Below are 16,239 nucleotides of genomic sequence, written 5' to 3'. Positions count from 1 at the left end.
CGCTTAAAATGGCGCTCCCGGATAATTATGGGAAATGATCCGGGTATTGGAGTTGCGTTCGTTGGCCATCGATCTGTCAGATTTTGAGCGAGGCAAGAACTTCGACGGCGATTACGACGCTGCGCTCGCCGACGTTCAGAAGCGGCTGTCGCGGCTGCAGGTCGCGCATATGGTCTGCAAGCAGCGCAGCATGATCCTGTTCGAGGGCTGGGATGCCGCCGGCAAGGGCGGGGCGATCCAGCGGCTGACGATGGGCTGGGATCCGCGCCACTTCCATGTCTGGCCGATCGGCGCGCCGACCGAGGAGGAGCGCAATCGCCATTTCCTGTGGCGCTTCTGGCAGAAGCTGCCCGGCGCTGGGCACATCGCGATCTTCGACCGTAGCTGGTATGGCCGCGTCCTGGTCGAACGGGTCGAGGCCTATGCCGGCGAGCGGCTGTGGCGCCGGGCCTATGACGAGATCAACGAGTTCGAAGCGCAGCAGCAGGCCGATGGCGTCAACATCGTAAAGCTGTTCCTCCACGTGACCCAGGAAGAGCAGGACAAACGCCTGGCCGAGCGGCTCGACCATCCGTGGAAACGCTGGAAGGTGACCCCGGAGGATTTCCGCAACCGCGCACGCCGCGCCGACTATCTTGACGCGATGAAGGACATGTTCCGCGAAACCGACACGCGCTGGGCGCCGTGGAAGGTCGTCGACGGCAATGACAAGAAGGCCGCGCGGGTCGCGGCGTTGACGCATGTCGCCGACATGCTGGAACGGACGATGCCGGTCGAGCCGCCCGCGCTGGACCCCGAATTCGAGCGCTACGCCCGCGCGCAGCTGGGCCTGCCCAAAAAGGGCTGAACCCGGGGGCGATCGCCCCATCGACGCCCCTTGCGGATATGACTCCTTTGTTGCAGCATCGCGCCCGCGGCCACAACGCGGGCCGCCATTGCCGCAACGCCGGCCGTGCCGTGAAGAGACACAGAATTTGGGTAGGGGATGAAGGCATGAATAAACAGGAGCTTATCGGCACCGTCGCCGAGACGACCGGCATGACCAAGAATGACGCGTCGAAGGCGGTCGAAGCGGTGTTCGATTCGATTACCGGCCAGCTTAAAAAGGGTGACGAGGTCCGCCTCGTCGGATTCGGCACTTTCTCGGTCAGCAAGCGCAAGGCTTCGACCGGCCGCAATCCCCGGACCGGCGAGCCGATGAAGATCGCCGCGTCGAGCCAGCCCAAGTTCAAGCCCGGCAAGGGGCTGAAGGACGCCGTCAACTGATCCTGTCGTCGTCCGGTCAAGGCGCCGGACGATGACCAACGAGACCGCGACGCCGCCGGGCGCCGCGGCCTTCGCTTTTGGGCTGGACAGCGCGGGTGTCCCGCCCTATCCGCTCACCTCCGTCGCGGATATCACCCGCGTTTCGATCAGAGTGGGCGCATAGCTCAGCGGTAGAGCACACCCTTCACACGGGTGGGGTCGCAGGTTCAATCCCTGCTGCGCCCACCACTCTGAACCTTTCCGGAAACCAAAAGGCTTGCTGCCCGTCTCGTCGTCCCTGGGCGGCGGTTCAGCTGGCCGATGTGCCGTCGCCGGCCAGCCATTCGGGCTGCCGCAACCAGCGCCGCTCGGGCATGCCGGACATTTCGCGCAATGCATCGGGATCGGTCAGGGTGATGTCGCGGCCCTGCCGAATGATCAGCCCGGCGGCCTCGAGGCGGCGAAACACGCGATTCACATGAATCGGGGTGAGCCCGATTACATCGGCGATCTGTTCCTGCGTGATCGGCATCGCGAAGGTGGTGCCCAAGTCAGGTTCGAGAAACCGCAGCCTATCGTAGATGTGGAGCAGGAAGGTGGCGAGCCGCTGCGCCGAATTGGTCCGGCCCAGCGATGTGATCCGATCCATCAGGATGATCCGCTCCTGCTGCGCGCTCAGGAACAGGGCGGCGGTCAGCCGGGGACGGCTCAGCAGGATCGAGCCCATCGCCGCCAGGGGCACCGGTCGGACGACCGACAAGGTAAAGGGGGTGAGCGTCTCCGCGGCGCGCGAGAGGGTGATGCTGGGCACGCCCATCAGATCGCCGGGGAGGTGGATCTTGACGATCTGCCGGTGGCCATTGGCGAGATCGATGCTGCTAGCAACCCAGCCATCGACGAGCAGATAGACGCATGTCACGCGATCACCCTGGGTGCGGATGCGCTGGTTGCGCGGATAGCGCAGCTCGGGCCCTCCCGCTTCGCCGAGCGCGGCCAGGTCGGCCGGCGACAGTTCTATGAACTCGTTGTAACGAGCCACCGGAAGCCGGATCATATTCGCTGATATTTCTGAAACTTGCGCGTCATGGAGCGGCGGCGGAACCGGTTAATCCAGATCGAGCGCGGAGACCGCAATCAGCGTCCCGTCGTCGCCGGTGGTGACGAAACCGTCTCGCACGAGCCTGAGCGCTGCAGCTTCGATCCGATCGCGCCGCTTTTCCAGCGCCGAGGTAAGAGCCGTGGTCTGGGACTTGTCCAGCAGTTTGATCACGGCGCTGCTGTCGAGTTCGACAACCGCCGGCGCTCCATCGAGTTCAGCGCTGAACCGCGTGGGGCGCTCGGTTGATATCATGTCGCCAAGCTTGAACTTCATGACCACCCCTCATTGCCCTGAGCGGAGGCAGTAACCCGAGTGATCGCTTGGTGAATATGATGTGGATTAAGTTGCCTTGCACACCGAACCGAGACCGTAACTTTTTCCGCGCTGTCGTGTGATCGGCAGAAAATAACGCTAGGGATTCAGAGGCATATTCTTGCGGTAACGGGTGATTGCGGCGAGCAGGCCGGGGCGGTGCATCTTGCTTCCGGCGCCCAGGCCCGACACGGCGACCGGCAGGCGCCAATAGGCGATCGTCTCGTCGGCCATGCCGGTGATCCGACGATAGTGACGGAGATAGAAGTCGGCCGCGCGATGGCGGAACCAGCGCGCGATGCGCGACCGCCGTAGCATCTTGCCATAGAGGCCGTAGCGCAGGAGCATTTCGGTTCGTGCGACATCGGCGGCGGGATCGCCCGCGCTGGCGCTGGACCAGTCGACCGCCGCGATCCCTTGTGCCGTCTCGACCGCGTTGCCGGGATGGAAGTCGCCATGGCACAGCGTGTTGCCGCGCGGCATCGCCTGGATGCGGGCCAAGGCGGCGCGGCGCGTATCCTCATCGATGTCGGCGGACAGGATGCGCACCCATAATATGTCGTGCTGGTGATGCACCAGTCCCGCCGCGCTGCACCGGTGAATCCGCGCATGATATTCGGCGAGCTTGCGCAGCGCGGCACGGGCTCGGACGATCCGCCAGCCCGATCGCGGGCCGAGAAGCGGGGCGCCCTCCAGCGCCTCGAAAACGATGCCTTGCCGGCCCTCGACCGTGCGACGGCCGATCGGCCGGGGAACGAGCAGGCCTTCCTCGTTGGCCCAGGTCGCCCCGTCGATCTCGCGGGTCATGATGCCGTCGGCGACGCCATCGCGGAACAGCTTGAGCACCTTGCCCGGGCCCAACCGGATGACGTCGGCGCTCATGCCGCTGGCGATCAGCGAATATAGCTCGAGGCGGTGCATGGCTTCTCCGACGCGGTAATAATGGTCGAGCGCGTGCGAGGGTTGCAAATCCCGGCTTGCCGGAGGATGTACCGCCCGCTTCAGGAGGTAGGACGGATGACGGGGCCCGCAGCCTTGACCTTATCGTTGCTGATGCTGGGCGGCGTGCTGCTCAGCGGCGGCGGGATCACGCTGCTCGTCCGGCGGCGCGACCGCAAGCGCGGCCTGCTGATGCTGGCCGCCGGGCTGGTTATGTTCGGTAATGTCGCGATATGGACATTGCCGCTGGGCGGTTAAATCCTCCCTGGTTTGGCCAGGGAGGATCTGTGGGAACTAGCGGTCGCCGGTCAGCCGCATGTCGAGATAATTGTCCACCGAGGTCATCAGCTCGGGCATCTCGTCGGCGAAGAAATGATTCGCGCCGGGGATGATGTCGTGGTGGATGGTGATGTGCCGCTGGGTCCGCAGCTTGTCGACCAGCTTCTGGACCGCGCCCGGGGTCACGACCTCGTCGCTGTCGCCCTGAATGATGATGCCCGATGACGGGCAGGGCGCCAGGAAGGTGAAGTCGTACATGTTGGCGGGCGGAGCGATCGAGATGAAGCCCTTGATCTCCGGCCGCCGCATCAGCAGCTGCATGCCGATCCACGCGCCGAAGCTGAAGCCGGCGATCCACGTGGTCTGCGCCTCGGGATGGATCGACTGGACCCAGTCGAGCGCCGAGGCGGCGTCGCTGAGTTCGCCGATGCCATTGTCGAAGGTGCCCTGGCTCTTGCCCACGCCGCGGAAGTTGAAGCGCAGCGTCGCGAAGCCGCGGCGCACGAAAGTCTGATAGAGCGCCTGGACGATGCGGTTGTTCATCGTGCCGCCGCCCTGCGGGTGCGGGTGGAGGATCATCGCCACGGGCGCGCGGGGGCGCGGACCGGGGTTGAAACGGCCTTCGAGTCGGCCTTCGGGGCCAGGGAAAATGACTTCGGGCATCGATATCCTTCGGAACAGGCTAGCACTGCCGCGCCGGTGGCGCGCGACGAAACGAAAGCCTATATAAGGAGGCACGCTTCGCGCGCAATCAAATGGATCATGAAGCCTTGGTGACAGACCGTCTCTACCTCGATCATGCCGCGACGACGCCGGTGTTGCCGGCGGCGCGGGCGGCGATGATGGATGCGCTGGAGCGCTGGGCGAATCCATCGTCGCCGCATGCCGAAGGGCGTGCCGCGCGCGCCGCGCTGGAAGAGGCGCGGGGCCGGATCGCCAAGGCGCTGGGCTATGACGGGACGGTCATCTTCACCAGCGGCGCGACCGAGGCGATCGGCATCGCTCTCGGTCGTGCCAAGGCCGCTGTCCGCCTGATTGCGGCTGTCGAGCATGATGCGGTCCGCCGGGCTGCGCCCGATGGTTCGATTTTACACGTTTCGGCGGACGGCATCGTCCGTTTACCCATGGTGATCGAAGGGCCCGTCCCGCTCGTCGCGATCCAGGCCGTGAACAACGAGACCGGCGTGATCCAGCCGCTCGGTGAACATCTAGCTGCGATCCGCGGCGCGGGCGGCTTGCTGCTCGCCGATTGCGCGCAGTCGGCAGGGAAATTGCCGCTGCCTGACGCCGACTTCATCTCGATTTCCGCGCACAAGCTGGGCGGGCCGCCCGGGATCGGCGCGCTGCTGGTGCGCGATCTCGCGACGCTCGTGCCGAGCGGCGGGCAGGAGCAGGGCTATCGCGGCGGCACCGAGAATCTGCCGGCGGTGCTGGGCTTTGCCGCCGCGCTGGAAGCCGGGACCGAATGGCTGGCCCGCGTCCGCATCCTGCGCGCCCGGCTCGACGCCGCGGTCCGCGAAAGCGGCGGTGCGATCGTCGCCGATGGCGCCGAGCGGCTGCCGACCATCGCTAGCTATCATATGCCCCGCGTCGCTGCGACGACCCAGCTGATCCGCTTCGACATGGCGGGTATCGCGGTGTCGGCGGGCAGCGCCTGTTCATCGGGGAGCCTGAAGCCGAGCCATGTGCTGGCGGCGATGGGCTGGAGCGAGGACGCGGCGCGCGAGGTGATCCGGATCAGCTTCGGACCAGATACGCAGGAGACCGATATCGATCGGGTGGTGTCAACATGGCGGTCGATAGCCGCCACAGCGCGGGAGAAGGCAGCATGATCTATCTCGACTATCAGGCGACGACGCCGGTCGCGCCGGAGGTTCGCGCCGCGATGCTGCCCTATCTCGACGAGCGTTTCGGCAACCCGCACTCGCCGCACCGCATGGGCCGCGAGGCGGCGGCGGCGGTGGAGGTGGCGCGCGAGCAGGTCGCCGCGCTGTGCCCCAAGGGCGGTAGCCTGGCCTTCACCGGCAGCGCTACCGAGGCGCTCAACTGGGCGATCAAGGGCAGTAAGGGCGGGATCGTGACGATCGCGACCGAGCATGCGGCGGTCCTCGACAGTGCGCGCGCCGCCGGACGGACGGGCCGCGACGTACGGATATTGCCGGTGGGAAGCGACGGGCTGGTCGATCTCGATGCCGCGCGCGCCGCGATCACGCCGGGCGTGGGGCTTGTGGCGGCGATGCTGGTCAACAACGAGATCGGCGTGATCCAGCCGGTCAAGGAACTCGCCGATCTGGCGCACGCGGCAGGAGCACTGTTCCTGTGCGATGCGGTGCAGGGCTATGGCCGCCTGCCGATCCCGGACAATGTGGATCTGGTCGCCATCGCCGCGCACAAGATCCATGGCCCCAAGGGGATCGGTGCGCTGTGGGTGCGCGACGGCGTGACGATCGAACCGCTGCTCCATGGCGGCGGGCAGGAAGCGGCGGGCCGCTCGGGCACCCTCGCGCCAATGCTGTGCGCCGGTTTCGGCGCGGCCGCCGAGCTGATGCACGAGCGCGCCGAGGAAGATGCCGCGCATCTCGACCGGCTATGGCAGATTGCAACCCAGCGGCTCGGCCCCGAATGGACGATCAACGGCTCCTTCGCGCACCGCTATCATGGCAATCTCAATCTCCATTGCGACGGGGTGGACGCGGCGCGGCTGATTTCCGACCTGCGGGGCCTGGCCTTTTCCGCGGGTTCGGCCTGTGCGAGCGGATCGGGGCGGCCCAGCCATGTTCTCAAGGCGATCGGCCTCAGCGACGCCGAGGCGCGATCGAGCATCCGGCTTGGCTTTGGCCGCTATACGAGCGAAGAGGATATCGAGAAGGCGGCGGGGATGATCCTCGAAGCGGCGGAGCGGCAGTTGATGTGGGCGGTATGACGCGGGTGATATTCGTCTCGGCCAATGGCGAGGACCGCAGTGAAGTGGACGCCGCGCCGGGACAGAGATTGCTGGAGGTGGCGCAGGCCGACGGCCAGCCGCTCGAAGGGACGTGCGAGGGCCAGATGGCATGTTCGACCTGTCATGTCATCGTCGACGCGGCGGACTTCGCCAAGCTGCCGCGCGCGTCGGAAATGGAGGAGGATCTGCTCGATCTCGCCAGCCATGTCTCTCGCACCTCGCGATTGGCCTGCCAGATCCACCTGGAGGAAGGGCTCGACAGTCTGACGGTGCGGATGCCGGGCGCGGCGCGGAACATGCAGGGGCGGTAGTTCGGCTCCTTCGCTATCGTCATCCCCGCGGAGGCGCGGCGTGGATTCGCAAACCAAGTGCGACAGTGGGTCGTAGAGTGCCGCGGCGGGAGTCTTGACCCGGTGCCCTTCGGTTTTGCTGGAATGACCGGGCGGGTCGCGGCTACCCTGCGATCATGATCTATGGCGATCCGGGCACCGTCATTCCGCTGAACATCCCGCCGGGGCGGGGCGATCATGTCCTGTCGGTTCCGCCTGGTCTGGTTGTGGCGCGGCGGGTCGCCACACCCGGGCATCAGCCGGTTGGAGCTGGCTGGTCTTTCGCCGCTGGCTCGGCCTTCGTGATGAGCAGCGGCGATGCCCTTCCGGCGCGGGTTCCGCTGGCCGTCATTGGCCCCGGCGTTGCGCAAAGCGGCATGATGCGTCTCGACCGCAGCGCCTATCTCCAGTCGAAACCGCTCGGGGTGGATTTCGGTACGTCCTCCGATCCGGCGCGAACGCAGACGCCGCACCGGCTGCGCTGTTCCTTTCGCGGCATTGTCCCCGCGAAGGTCGATGGCGCGCTTCTCTTTGCGATGACCGGATGGGGAACCGGCAGCATCATGCTGTCGACCCGCTATGGCAGTGACCAGCTCGAATGTACGATTGGACGCGGCGACCAGACCGAGGGCGGATTCTTCAGCACGGCGATGCGCAGGCCGGGCGTCGAGCAGCTGCTCGAAGTCGAATGGCGCGACGGCTCCGGTGCAGGCGGCACGATCAGCTTCTTCATCGACGGCAAGCCTGCGGGCGGACCGTTCCGGACGAAGATCAAGCCACGCGTTGCCGCCGGGATGGATTTCTCGGTCAATGCGTCGCTGGGCAATATGAGGCAGGCGATCGATGGGCTGCTGGTTCGCGAGATCAGGGTCGGCTTCGATCGGCCGGTGACGAATTACAGCTATCCGCTGGTCGTGAGCGGGCCGGTGGACGGCGCGATCCTGCCCGATCTGGTGGTCGATGCCCGTGCGGTGACCGCGCCCCAGCCGGCGCGCACCCTGGCCTGGCGCGGCGCGGACGGATCGGTCGCGACGCTCGACGTGACGATCGGCCCGATCGATGTCCGGCCCGGCCAGGCCTATAAGGCGATCCTCGAAGACTGGTCGAGCGGCAAGCCCGTCGCCCATCCACATGAATTGGTGATGACCCGTATCGCCGCGCAGAATTGCCGCTTCGAGGATGATTGGCTCGGCGCGGCGCAGTCCGCCTGGATCGAGTGCCTGCCGCAGGGCCCGGTGCCGAACATCGGTGGCATCGACTATCGGTGCGAGGCGATACGCTGCGGCGACTATGTCCAGTTCCAGTTCGGCTATGACTGGGACGCCGCGACGATGCCCGCCAACCCGTTCGGCGATCCGAGCGGCAAGCATAGTTATATGGTTCCGCATAAATGGCGGATCTACGATACCGACGACCTGCCGATCGCGGTGATCGAGACCCCCGATGGCGGCCCGTTGAACGGTAACGACAAACCCTATCTCTTCTCTGGGCCGCATGATCCGCGCGGCTGCGCGATGATCAGCTCCACCGATCGCTGGTATCCGCATGGCACCGTCCGTTCGGGCGTCATCTGGCGCAGCGGCGATCCGGGCAGCCATGATCAGGCGGGCATCCGCCGCACCGTGCCGCTGTTCGATCTCAGCATCCCTTTCGGCTGCCACCTCGACTATTCGGTCAACGGCTTCGATCTGCGCATCTTCAGCGGCGGGCAGGGCAATGAGGGACAGGCCAACGGCTTCGGAAACATCCGCGTCATCCCATGGAAGCAGAGCGACTACCGGAAGATGACCGGCAGCGCCGGGCGTACGCGCGACCCCTATGGCCGCATGCTTTATTCGGCGAACTCGATGGCTGCCAATGCGGCGCTGTGGCTGGAATATACGCCGTTCAACGTCCAGGGGCGATCGCCGGTCACCGGTTCGGGCGGGATGCGCGACGACCGGCAGATCATCCCCGAGCCGGTCGCCTGGCACATCAACCTGCCTGATGGCGTCCGGCCGCATGACGGGCTGCCGTGGCGGGCGATCGCGCTGGACTATCTGACCGGCTATGTCTCCGATCCGGTCCACGCATTCGAAAAGGGGCGGAATATTCCGCTGTTCAAGGGGAATGCCCGCCGTCCGATCGTTGCCCGCAACCATTATTACGGCCCCGGCGACAGCGCGGTTCCGGAGGCGCAGGCCTGGTATCAGCAGGGCGGGCGCGTGCCGAACTGGCTGCGCGAGACCGCGCCGCTCAAGGTCACGGTACCCTACGCCGGGGACACGCCATCGACCCCCTATTTCGGGACGTTCCAGGTCGACAAGCTGCACGGCCACCAATTTCCGGGCTGGGGCAGCATGTTGTTCCGGACGCCTGAATTCGCCTTTCTCGGCCATCGCTTCTGGGATCAGAACCGGCTCTATTCGAACGACATCCTGTCGGACCCATGGCTCGACCTCTGGTCGTCGCGCGAGGGCGCCTGGGCTTTCCTTCATGCGGCATTGGCGTGGAAGACGGCGAGCGCGGCATCGCAACGGCTCTACAGCCGCGCCGAGGTGCTCGACTTCGCGGTCTTCGACCTCGAACTGTTCCACGATCGCCATTATGCAGCGACGCCCGGCTTCCTGAATCCGCCGATCAATCTGATGCCCAACGGCAAGGTGGAGATGCACCTCGCGGCCTATGCCGCCGCCCAATATTTCGGCCCGGTGGCGAAGGATGACGGGCGCATCTACCAGCATGAATTCAGCATCGGCTACTGGCTGAGCGCGCTTGCGGCGGGGGAGAAACTGGGCTTCAACACGGCGTTGCGCAGCGCATCGCCCAAGGCCCGGGCGGTGCTCGACTGGCTGATCGCGATGCACCGCAAGCGGATCGTCGGGCGGATCAACGAAGCGCCGAACCTGCCGCCGATCGACGGCTCCAACTATCTGGTGGGAATCTGGACCGCCGATCATATCGCCAAAGCGGGTGGCGAGGTGGCGCGGCTGCCGCGCCGCTACGCAGAGCTCGAACCGCTATGGGGCAAGACAGCAAAGTGGGACGTCTATCGCGACGATCGCGGAACCGTGAGCCGCGACGGGCAGGCGATGGATCAGCTGATTGCCGGTCCCTCGCTGCTCCGCTACCTGCTTGGTCAGACCGGCGACGATCTGATCGCCGCGCAATCGACCGCCAATGGCTGGCGCGACACGAAGAAGGCGGAAGAGCTGGCGAAGGGCGAACAGGCGGGGTCGGGCTGGTTCACCTGTCTCCAGGCGACGAACAACCCTGCCAAAGCGGTTCAGAGCTGAAAAAACATAGCCGGGCCTCGCGAGAGCCCGCAAGGCCGAACGGCCGCCCGAGCTTATGCGAGGAAAGCCAAGCGAGCGCATGCTCGCGCCGGCGTTTGAGGCAAGATTTTGCGCCGGGTTGTACTCACACCCGATACTGTTATAGAGCCCGCCGACCGGCGGTCCTGTTTGCGGGCGTGGCGGAACTGGTAGACGCGCCAGATTTAGGTTCTGGTATCGCAAGATGTGGGGGTTCGAGTCCCTTCGCCCGCACCAGCTTCGCTCTCAGCAAGCGAAGCAGGACCCGAAAGCAATTTCTCGAGATAGAGGTTCGGACGACCCATGCAGACTGTCGAAACGCTCAATGAGGGCCTGAAGCGCGCCTATGCGGTGACGATTCCGGCGAATGATGTCGCCAAGCGCGTCGAGGCCGAGATCAAGTCGATCGCTCCGCAGATCCGCATGCCCGGCTTCCGCCCCGGCAAGGTGCCCGTCAATCTCGTCAAGAAGATGCATGGCCCGTCGATCGAGCAGGACGTGCTGAACAAGACCGTGCAGGACGGCATCCAGCAGCTCCTCGCCGAGCAGAAGCTGCGCCCGGCGATGCAGCCTTCGGTCGAGCTGGACGAAGGCTATGAGCCGGGCAAGGATGTCGCGTTGAAGGTCGAGCTCGAAGTGCTCCCCGACGTGCCCGCTCCATCGATCGACGGCCTGAAGCTGGAGCGCCTGACCGTCGCCGCCGCCGAAGAGGTGATCGACGAGCAGCTGAAGCGCATCGCCGGCCAGCAGAAGCAGTATGACGATGCGATGGAAGGCCATCCTGCGGTCGAAGGCGATCTGGTCGTCATGGACTATGCCGGCAGCGTCGACGGCGTTGCTTTCGATGGCGGCACCGGCGAGGGCATGTCGGTCGAGCTCGGCTCGGGCCGCCTGATCCCCGGCTTCGAGGAGCAGCTCGAGGGCGTCAAGAAGGGCGAGGCGCGCACGCTCAACGTCACCTTCCCCAAGGATTATGGCGAGAAGTCGCTTGCCGGCAAGAAGGCGGTGTTCGAGGTGACGGTCACCGACGTTCGCGTGCCGCGCGAAGCCAAGGTCGATGAGGATTTCGCCAAGTCGCTGGGCCTCCAGGGCCTCGACCAGCTGCGCGAACTGCTCAAGGGGCAGATCGAGCAGGAGCTCAACGGCCTGACCCGCACCCATATGAAGCGCAAGCTGCTCGACCAGCTGGCCGCGAACCACAGCTTCCCGGTGCCGCCGTCGATGGTCGATGCCGAGTTCCAGCAGATCTGGGCGCAGCTCGAGCATGAGGCGAGCCATGAGGAGGACCCCGAGGCCGCCCGCGCCGAGATGGAGAAGGACCGTGCCGACTATCAGGCGATCGCAGAGCGCCGCGTCCGCCTGGGTCTGCTCCTGTCCGAGATCGGTCAGCAAAATGGCGTCGAGGTCAATCAGCAGGAAATGCAGCGGCTGATCCTCCAGGCCGCGCAGCAGTACGGTCCCAAGGACCGCGACCGGTTCATCCAATATGTCCAGCAGGACCCGATGGCTGCAGCCCAGCTCCGCGCGCCGCTGTATGAGGACAAGGTCGTCGACTTCCTGTTCGAGAAGGCCGAGATCACCGACCGCACGGTAACGCGTGAAGAGCTCGAAGCCGCGATCGAGGCGGACGACGACACGATCGGCAAGGGCCATGTCCATGGCCCGGATTGCGGCCATGATGATCACGACCATGATCATGACGCCAAGCCGGCCAAGAAGCCGGCGGCGAAGAAGGCCGCTGCCAAGCCCGCCGAGGAGGCTCCCGCCGCTGAAGAGCCGGCCGCCGCTAAGCCCGCGCCGAAAAAGGCTGCTCCGAAGAAGGCTGCCGCAGCTGCCGCAGATGAGGCCGCTCCGGCTCCTGCCAAGAAGGCTCCGGCGAAGAAGAAGACCGCCGAATAATCGGACGATCTTCGGACGAGATTGGGAAGGGCCGGGCAGAGATGTCCGGCCCTTTCTGGTTCAGGCGGTCCGTTCCCGCACCGCCAGCGCGAACAGCGCGAAGCCGGTGGCGATCGTCCAGACAAACACCCGGTCCATGAACCAGGCGTGGATGATCGTGTGTTGCCAGAGCAGCGCCAGCATTCCGACGATCACGACATTCGACGCGACCAGATGAAACGCGCGTGATTTCAGGACCGCGTCGCCCGACCCGATGAGCTGCCGCGCCCCCCAGATACCCGCGCAGATCGCGATCAGCAGCATCGCCCCCGCCATGACATGCATTCCGGCGGCAAGCGAATTGAGTCCCTTGGTCAAGGATTTCGCCATGCGGAGCGGGCCGATGTCGGCGGGCCCGGCGCCGATACCCATCCGCACGCCGAGCTGCGCGGCGCTTTCACGGAAGGATTCGATGCCGAACACCCAAAGCGCCAGCCCGATCTTCAGAGCCAAGCACATCGCGACCGCGACGCAGAAGGCCGCGAGCGCCTCGATCACGCGCGCCAGCGTCTCGCGCGGATCGCGGTCGCGCAGCGCGAAGGGCAGGCCCCCGGCGATGATCGCCAGGCCGAGTGGGATGCCTCCGGTCAGGAATTCGAAGATCGCCACCGTCGCGCCGAAGACCGCTGCCGCGCCGATCGAGCACCAGCGGCCGAGCCCGCCGCGCGCTGCCGCGATCGCCAGGAAGAGCAGATAGGCGATGATCACCGCGTCGGACGGAGCGTGCGACAGCGACTGGCCGTAGGATTCGAGTCCGAACCAGCGGGAGAAGGCGAGAAAGATGATCAGCCAGAACAGGCCCGCGGTCTGGCTGCGGCCCCGGGCGAGCGTGGTCATCGCGACGATCAGCCCGGCCAGCACCAGCAATGTCTGGATGCCGTGATAGAGGTTGCGGATCGCATCGACCGACAGATGCGGCAACAGGTAGCGCGCCAGCATCGTATGACCGTGGATATATTGATGATACCAGACGCCGGTCCGCCCCGCCGCCTTGTCGCCGCCCGCATAGGCACGCAGCGCGTGGCACATCGATTCATCACCGCGCTGCATCGGCTTGATCGGGCTCGCGAGCAGCTGGACGGGAGTGGCCTGCTGGTCGATCGCCATATAGAGGATCAGGCAATCATTATATTGATGCCGGCCGATGCCGGTGTTGCCGGGCAGCCAGTCCTGATCCTGAAGCACCCCCGCGGCGAAGGCGGCGCGGACATTCGCCTCGGCCGCGGGAAGATTGCGGCCGAGGCCGTACCAGTTGCCGAGCGCGAAGATTGCGAACAGCAGCGCGGCGACCGGAAGCGCGATGAGCCCGCCTTGGCTCGCGCGGCGCGCCAGCGGCGTGATGTCGGCCCGTTTCAGCATCGGCATGCTCCCCCTCATCGCGCCATCTTGCCGATCGGTGCCGCCCATGCCAGCGATTTTCGGACCCTCTTGAAACCCCCGCGGCAAAGGCCGATGTTGGCGGTTCAAGGCAAAGTATCAAGGACCGAGACACTCCATGCAGAATCCGTTCGAAACCGGCCAGTTCCTCAATCCGGAAACGGCCGCGCTGGTCCCGGTCGTCATCGAGCAGTCGAACCGCGGCGAGCGCAGCTTCGACATCTATTCGCGCCTGCTGCGCGAACGAATCATCTTCGTGACCGGCCAGGTCGAGGATCACATGGCCTCGCTGATCACCGCCCAGCTGCTGTTCCTGGAATCGGAAAATCCGAAGAAGGACATCTTCATGTACATCAACTCGCCGGGCGGCGTGGTGACGGCGGGTCTCGCGATCCACGACACGATGCAATATATCCGTCCGCGCGTCGGCACGGTGTGCATCGGTCAGGCGGCGTCTATGGGCAGCTTCCTGCTTGCCGCGGGCGAGCCCGGCATGCGCGTCGCGCTCACAAACAGCCGGATCATGATCCACCAGCCTTCGGGCGGGGCGCAGGGCATGGCGGCCGATATCGAGATCCAGGCGCGCGAAATCCTGCGCATGCGCCACCGGCTCAACTCGCTCTACGCCAAATATACCAAGCAGCCGATCGAGGCGATCGAGACCGCGATGGACCGCGACAAGTTTCTCGAGGCGGACGAAGCCAAGGCCTTCGGCCTGATCGACGAGGTGTTCGACAAGCGTCCGACCCCGGCCGACGAGGCAATCGCGGCCTAAGCGCAGCCTTATCGGATGACATTCGCGGGGCGCGTCCTTTCCTCGGGAAAGGGCGCGCCCTTCGTCATTGTGGCGGTCAGCCTGTTGCTGATGGCGCCCGCCCTGATCGACGCGGGCATCGTCCACGGCGATTTCTACGTCTATGCCCGCTGGCAGGCGCATTTCGCCGAAGCGATGGCGGCAGGCGACCTTTATCCGCGCTGGCTGCCCGATCTGAACCAAGGCCTCGGCAGCCCCGCCTTCTTCATCTACCCGCCGCTCGGGCAATGGCTGGGGGCACTGCTGGTCCCGCTGCTGCCGGGCGCACAGGCGGCGGGCCTGCGACTCCATATCGTCCTGGCCGGATGCCTGATCCTCAGCGCTTTCGGAACGCTGCTCTGGCTGCGCTGGCTCGGGCTCGGCAGGCCGGCGGCGCTGATTGGCGCGCTCACCTGGCTGCTGCTGCCTTATCACGCCTATCTCAACCTCTATCAGCGCGGGGCGTTCGCCGAGCTGGTGGCGATGGCGGCGCTGCCCTGGGGGCTCGCCTTCGCGCATGCCGTCGAGCAGCGGCGCATGCTAGGCTGGGCGGGACTGACCCTGTCGCTCGCCGGGCTGCTGCTGAGCAACGCGCCGACAGCGTTGTTCGGGGCGCCCTTCACCTGCCTCTACGCCGTGTTGCTGAGCGATCGGAAGGACTGGCTTCGGCTTGGCGTGACGATCCTGTCCAGCGCGGCGCTGGCGATCGCCTTGTCGGCGGCATGGCTTTGGCCCGCGTTGAGCCAGGTCGGGCTCGTCAACGATCGCATCCTGTTCAACGATGTCTACCAGCCCGCGAACTACCTGATCTTCTCACCGACGCCTTGGCCCAATCAGGGCGTTAGGATAGCCGCGACGGCGATCTTCCTGCTCCATATGGCGATGCTGCTGCTCGTCGCGTTGGCGGGTGGCGCAGCGTGGGGCAGGGCGTTGCTGATCGCTGCGGCGGCGCTGATCCTGCTGGCAATGAGCGAGCTTGCCCGGCCGATCTGGATAGCGGGCATGCCATGGTCGAAGATCCAGTTCGCCTGGCGGCTGCTGGGGCTGCAATCGCTGCTGCTCGCCGGGCTGGTGGGGATGGGTTGGCAAGCCGTCGCGGCGCGGCGGAAGGGGCTGGTGCGGACCATACTGGCCTGGCTGCTGCCCGGCCTGCTGCTGATCGATGCGGCTTTTCTGGCGGCGCTCTCCTGGCATGTCGCCCGGCGTCCCGTGTGGCCTACGCCCGCGGTCGCCGCGCATCGCGCCGAGGTCCGCGAATATTGGCTGGGCGACGTCGATGCTCTGGCGCGCCGCTTCGGAACGAACGATGCGGTCGCGGTGTCGGGCCGTGTCGAGGCGGGGAGTCTGATCCGGAATGGACGCTCGCTCACCCTCGATGTCCGCGCCGATGGACCCGCATTGATCGCGCTGCGGCAGTTCGCCTATACGGGCTGGACATTCCGGATCGATGGCGGTGGCTGGTCGCGTGCATCGCGTTCGACGACGCTGCCGGGACTGATCGAGGTGCCCGTTCCCGCCGGAAACCACCAAATCGAGCTGCACCTGCCGCCGCTTCCTGCCGAGTCGCGCGGATTGTCGGTTTCGAGGGCGGCATTGCTGCTGTTGCTGGCCGGTCTGCTGCTCGCTCCGCTGAGGCGGCTGCTTGCGCGATAAAATGGGCACCCCATATGAATGGAACCCACGGATCGATC

At 65.8% G+C, this 16,239-nt stretch carries 16 protein-coding genes and 2 tRNA genes; 13 read left to right on the top strand and 5 right to left on the bottom strand.

The window, feature by feature from the left end; all coding sequences use genetic code 11:
* Positions 1-61: 61 nt before the first annotated feature.
* The 4 genes from ASE00_RS04750 to ASE00_RS04740 all read left to right on the top strand — a co-directional run bounded on the left by ASE00_RS04750 (position 62) and on the right by ASE00_RS04740 (position 1,494).
* Entirely contained in the window at positions 62-847 is a 786-nt protein-coding gene (locus tag ASE00_RS04750; protein ID WP_056378005.1) for a polyphosphate kinase 2 family protein, read from the top strand.
* A gap of 38 nt (positions 848-885) precedes the next feature.
* Entirely contained in the window at positions 886-1,266 is a 381-nt protein-coding gene (locus tag ASE00_RS04745; protein WP_414819829.1) for an HU family DNA-binding protein, read from the top strand.
* Between the two features lie 31 nt (positions 1,267-1,297).
* A complete protein-coding gene (locus ASE00_RS24215) occupies positions 1,298-1,429 on the top strand; it encodes a hypothetical protein (protein WP_268801338.1) in 132 nt (43 codons plus the stop codon).
* A tRNA-Val gene (locus ASE00_RS04740) sits at positions 1,420-1,494 on the top strand. The genes ASE00_RS24215 and ASE00_RS04740 overlap by 10 nt, the downstream gene beginning before the upstream one ends.
* A 61-nt stretch (positions 1,495-1,555) precedes the next feature.
* Here ASE00_RS04740 and ASE00_RS04735 read toward each other — a convergent pair.
* The 3 genes from ASE00_RS04735 to ASE00_RS04725 all read right to left on the bottom strand — a co-directional run bounded on the left by ASE00_RS04735 (position 1,556) and on the right by ASE00_RS04725 (position 3,577).
* On the bottom strand, positions 1,556-2,299 hold the full coding sequence (locus ASE00_RS04735) for a Crp/Fnr family transcriptional regulator (protein WP_056378003.1): 744 nt from the start codon (positions 2,297-2,299) through the stop codon (positions 1,556-1,558).
* Positions 2,300-2,350: 51 nt separating this feature from the next.
* The gene (locus ASE00_RS04730; protein WP_056378002.1) at positions 2,351-2,617 is read right to left on the bottom strand and encodes a hypothetical protein; all 267 of its coding nucleotides are present in this window, start codon (positions 2,615-2,617) and stop codon (positions 2,351-2,353) included.
* Positions 2,618-2,755: 138 nt separating this feature from the next.
* On the bottom strand, positions 2,756-3,577 hold the full coding sequence (locus ASE00_RS04725) for a phosphotransferase family protein (RefSeq protein WP_056378001.1): 822 nt from the start codon (positions 3,575-3,577) through the stop codon (positions 2,756-2,758).
* Positions 3,578-3,673: 96 nt separating this feature from the next.
* Here ASE00_RS04725 and ASE00_RS04720 point away from each other — a divergent pair, with 96 nt between their 5' ends.
* Complete coding sequence (locus tag ASE00_RS04720; protein WP_056378000.1) at positions 3,674-3,853, top strand: hypothetical protein; 180 nt, start codon at positions 3,674-3,676, stop codon at positions 3,851-3,853.
* A gap of 36 nt (positions 3,854-3,889) precedes the next feature.
* On the opposite strand, the gene ASE00_RS04715 is transcribed toward ASE00_RS04720, so the two are convergent.
* Positions 3,890-4,537: an alpha/beta hydrolase gene (locus ASE00_RS04715; protein WP_056377999.1), complete on the bottom strand. Its 648-nt coding sequence runs from the start codon at positions 4,535-4,537 to the stop codon at positions 3,890-3,892.
* Between the two features lie 107 nt (positions 4,538-4,644).
* Between ASE00_RS04715 and ASE00_RS04710 the strand changes: the two genes are divergently transcribed.
* The 6 genes from ASE00_RS04710 to tig all read left to right on the top strand — a co-directional run bounded on the left by ASE00_RS04710 (position 4,645) and on the right by tig (position 12,339).
* Positions 4,645-5,706: a cysteine desulfurase family protein gene (locus ASE00_RS04710; RefSeq protein WP_056379317.1), complete on the top strand. Its 1,062-nt coding sequence runs from the start codon at positions 4,645-4,647 to the stop codon at positions 5,704-5,706.
* Positions 5,703-6,797 (top strand): cysteine desulfurase family protein, encoded by a 1,095-nt coding sequence (locus ASE00_RS04705; protein ID WP_056379316.1) that lies wholly within the window; start codon positions 5,703-5,705, stop codon positions 6,795-6,797. The genes ASE00_RS04710 and ASE00_RS04705 overlap by 4 nt, the downstream gene beginning before the upstream one ends.
* Positions 6,794-7,129 carry a 2Fe-2S iron-sulfur cluster-binding protein gene (locus ASE00_RS04700; protein WP_056377998.1) on the top strand — a complete coding sequence of 112 codons (336 nt, stop codon included), beginning with the start codon at positions 6,794-6,796 and terminating at the stop codon, positions 7,127-7,129. Before ASE00_RS04705 ends, ASE00_RS04700 begins: the two co-directional genes overlap by 4 nt.
* A gap of 155 nt (positions 7,130-7,284) precedes the next feature.
* On the top strand, positions 7,285-10,422 hold the full coding sequence (locus tag ASE00_RS04695; protein ID WP_056377997.1) for a hypothetical protein: 3,138 nt from the start codon (positions 7,285-7,287) through the stop codon (positions 10,420-10,422).
* Positions 10,423-10,592: 170 nt separating this feature from the next.
* Positions 10,593-10,677, top strand: a tRNA-Leu gene (locus tag ASE00_RS04690).
* A 66-nt stretch (positions 10,678-10,743) separates the two neighbouring features.
* Positions 10,744-12,339 (top strand): trigger factor, encoded by a 1,596-nt coding sequence (tig, locus tag ASE00_RS04685; RefSeq protein WP_056377996.1) that lies wholly within the window; start codon positions 10,744-10,746, stop codon positions 12,337-12,339.
* Positions 12,340-12,399: 60 nt separating this feature from the next.
* On the opposite strand, the gene ASE00_RS04680 is transcribed toward tig, so the two are convergent.
* Positions 12,400-13,743 carry a hypothetical protein gene (locus ASE00_RS04680; RefSeq protein ID WP_156405264.1) on the bottom strand — a complete coding sequence of 448 codons (1,344 nt, stop codon included), beginning with the start codon at positions 13,741-13,743 and terminating at the stop codon, positions 12,400-12,402.
* 130 nt (positions 13,744-13,873) lie between these two features.
* Between ASE00_RS04680 and ASE00_RS04675 the strand changes: the two genes are divergently transcribed.
* Both ASE00_RS04675 and ASE00_RS04670 read left to right on the top strand, forming a co-directional pair.
* Complete coding sequence (locus ASE00_RS04675; protein ID WP_056377994.1) at positions 13,874-14,530, top strand: ATP-dependent Clp protease proteolytic subunit; 657 nt, start codon at positions 13,874-13,876, stop codon at positions 14,528-14,530.
* 15 nt (positions 14,531-14,545) lie between these two features.
* Positions 14,546-16,201 (top strand): hypothetical protein, encoded by a 1,656-nt coding sequence (locus ASE00_RS04670; protein WP_056377993.1) that lies wholly within the window; start codon positions 14,546-14,548, stop codon positions 16,199-16,201.
* Positions 16,202-16,239 lie beyond the last annotated feature (38 nt).

The organism is Sphingomonas sp. Root710 (assembly GCF_001429065.1).
Taxonomy (GTDB): Bacteria; Pseudomonadota; Alphaproteobacteria; order Sphingomonadales; family Sphingomonadaceae; genus Rhizorhabdus.
The sequence above is the reverse complement of the archived record's forward strand: the minus strand, read 5'-3'. Positions and strand labels throughout refer to the sequence as shown.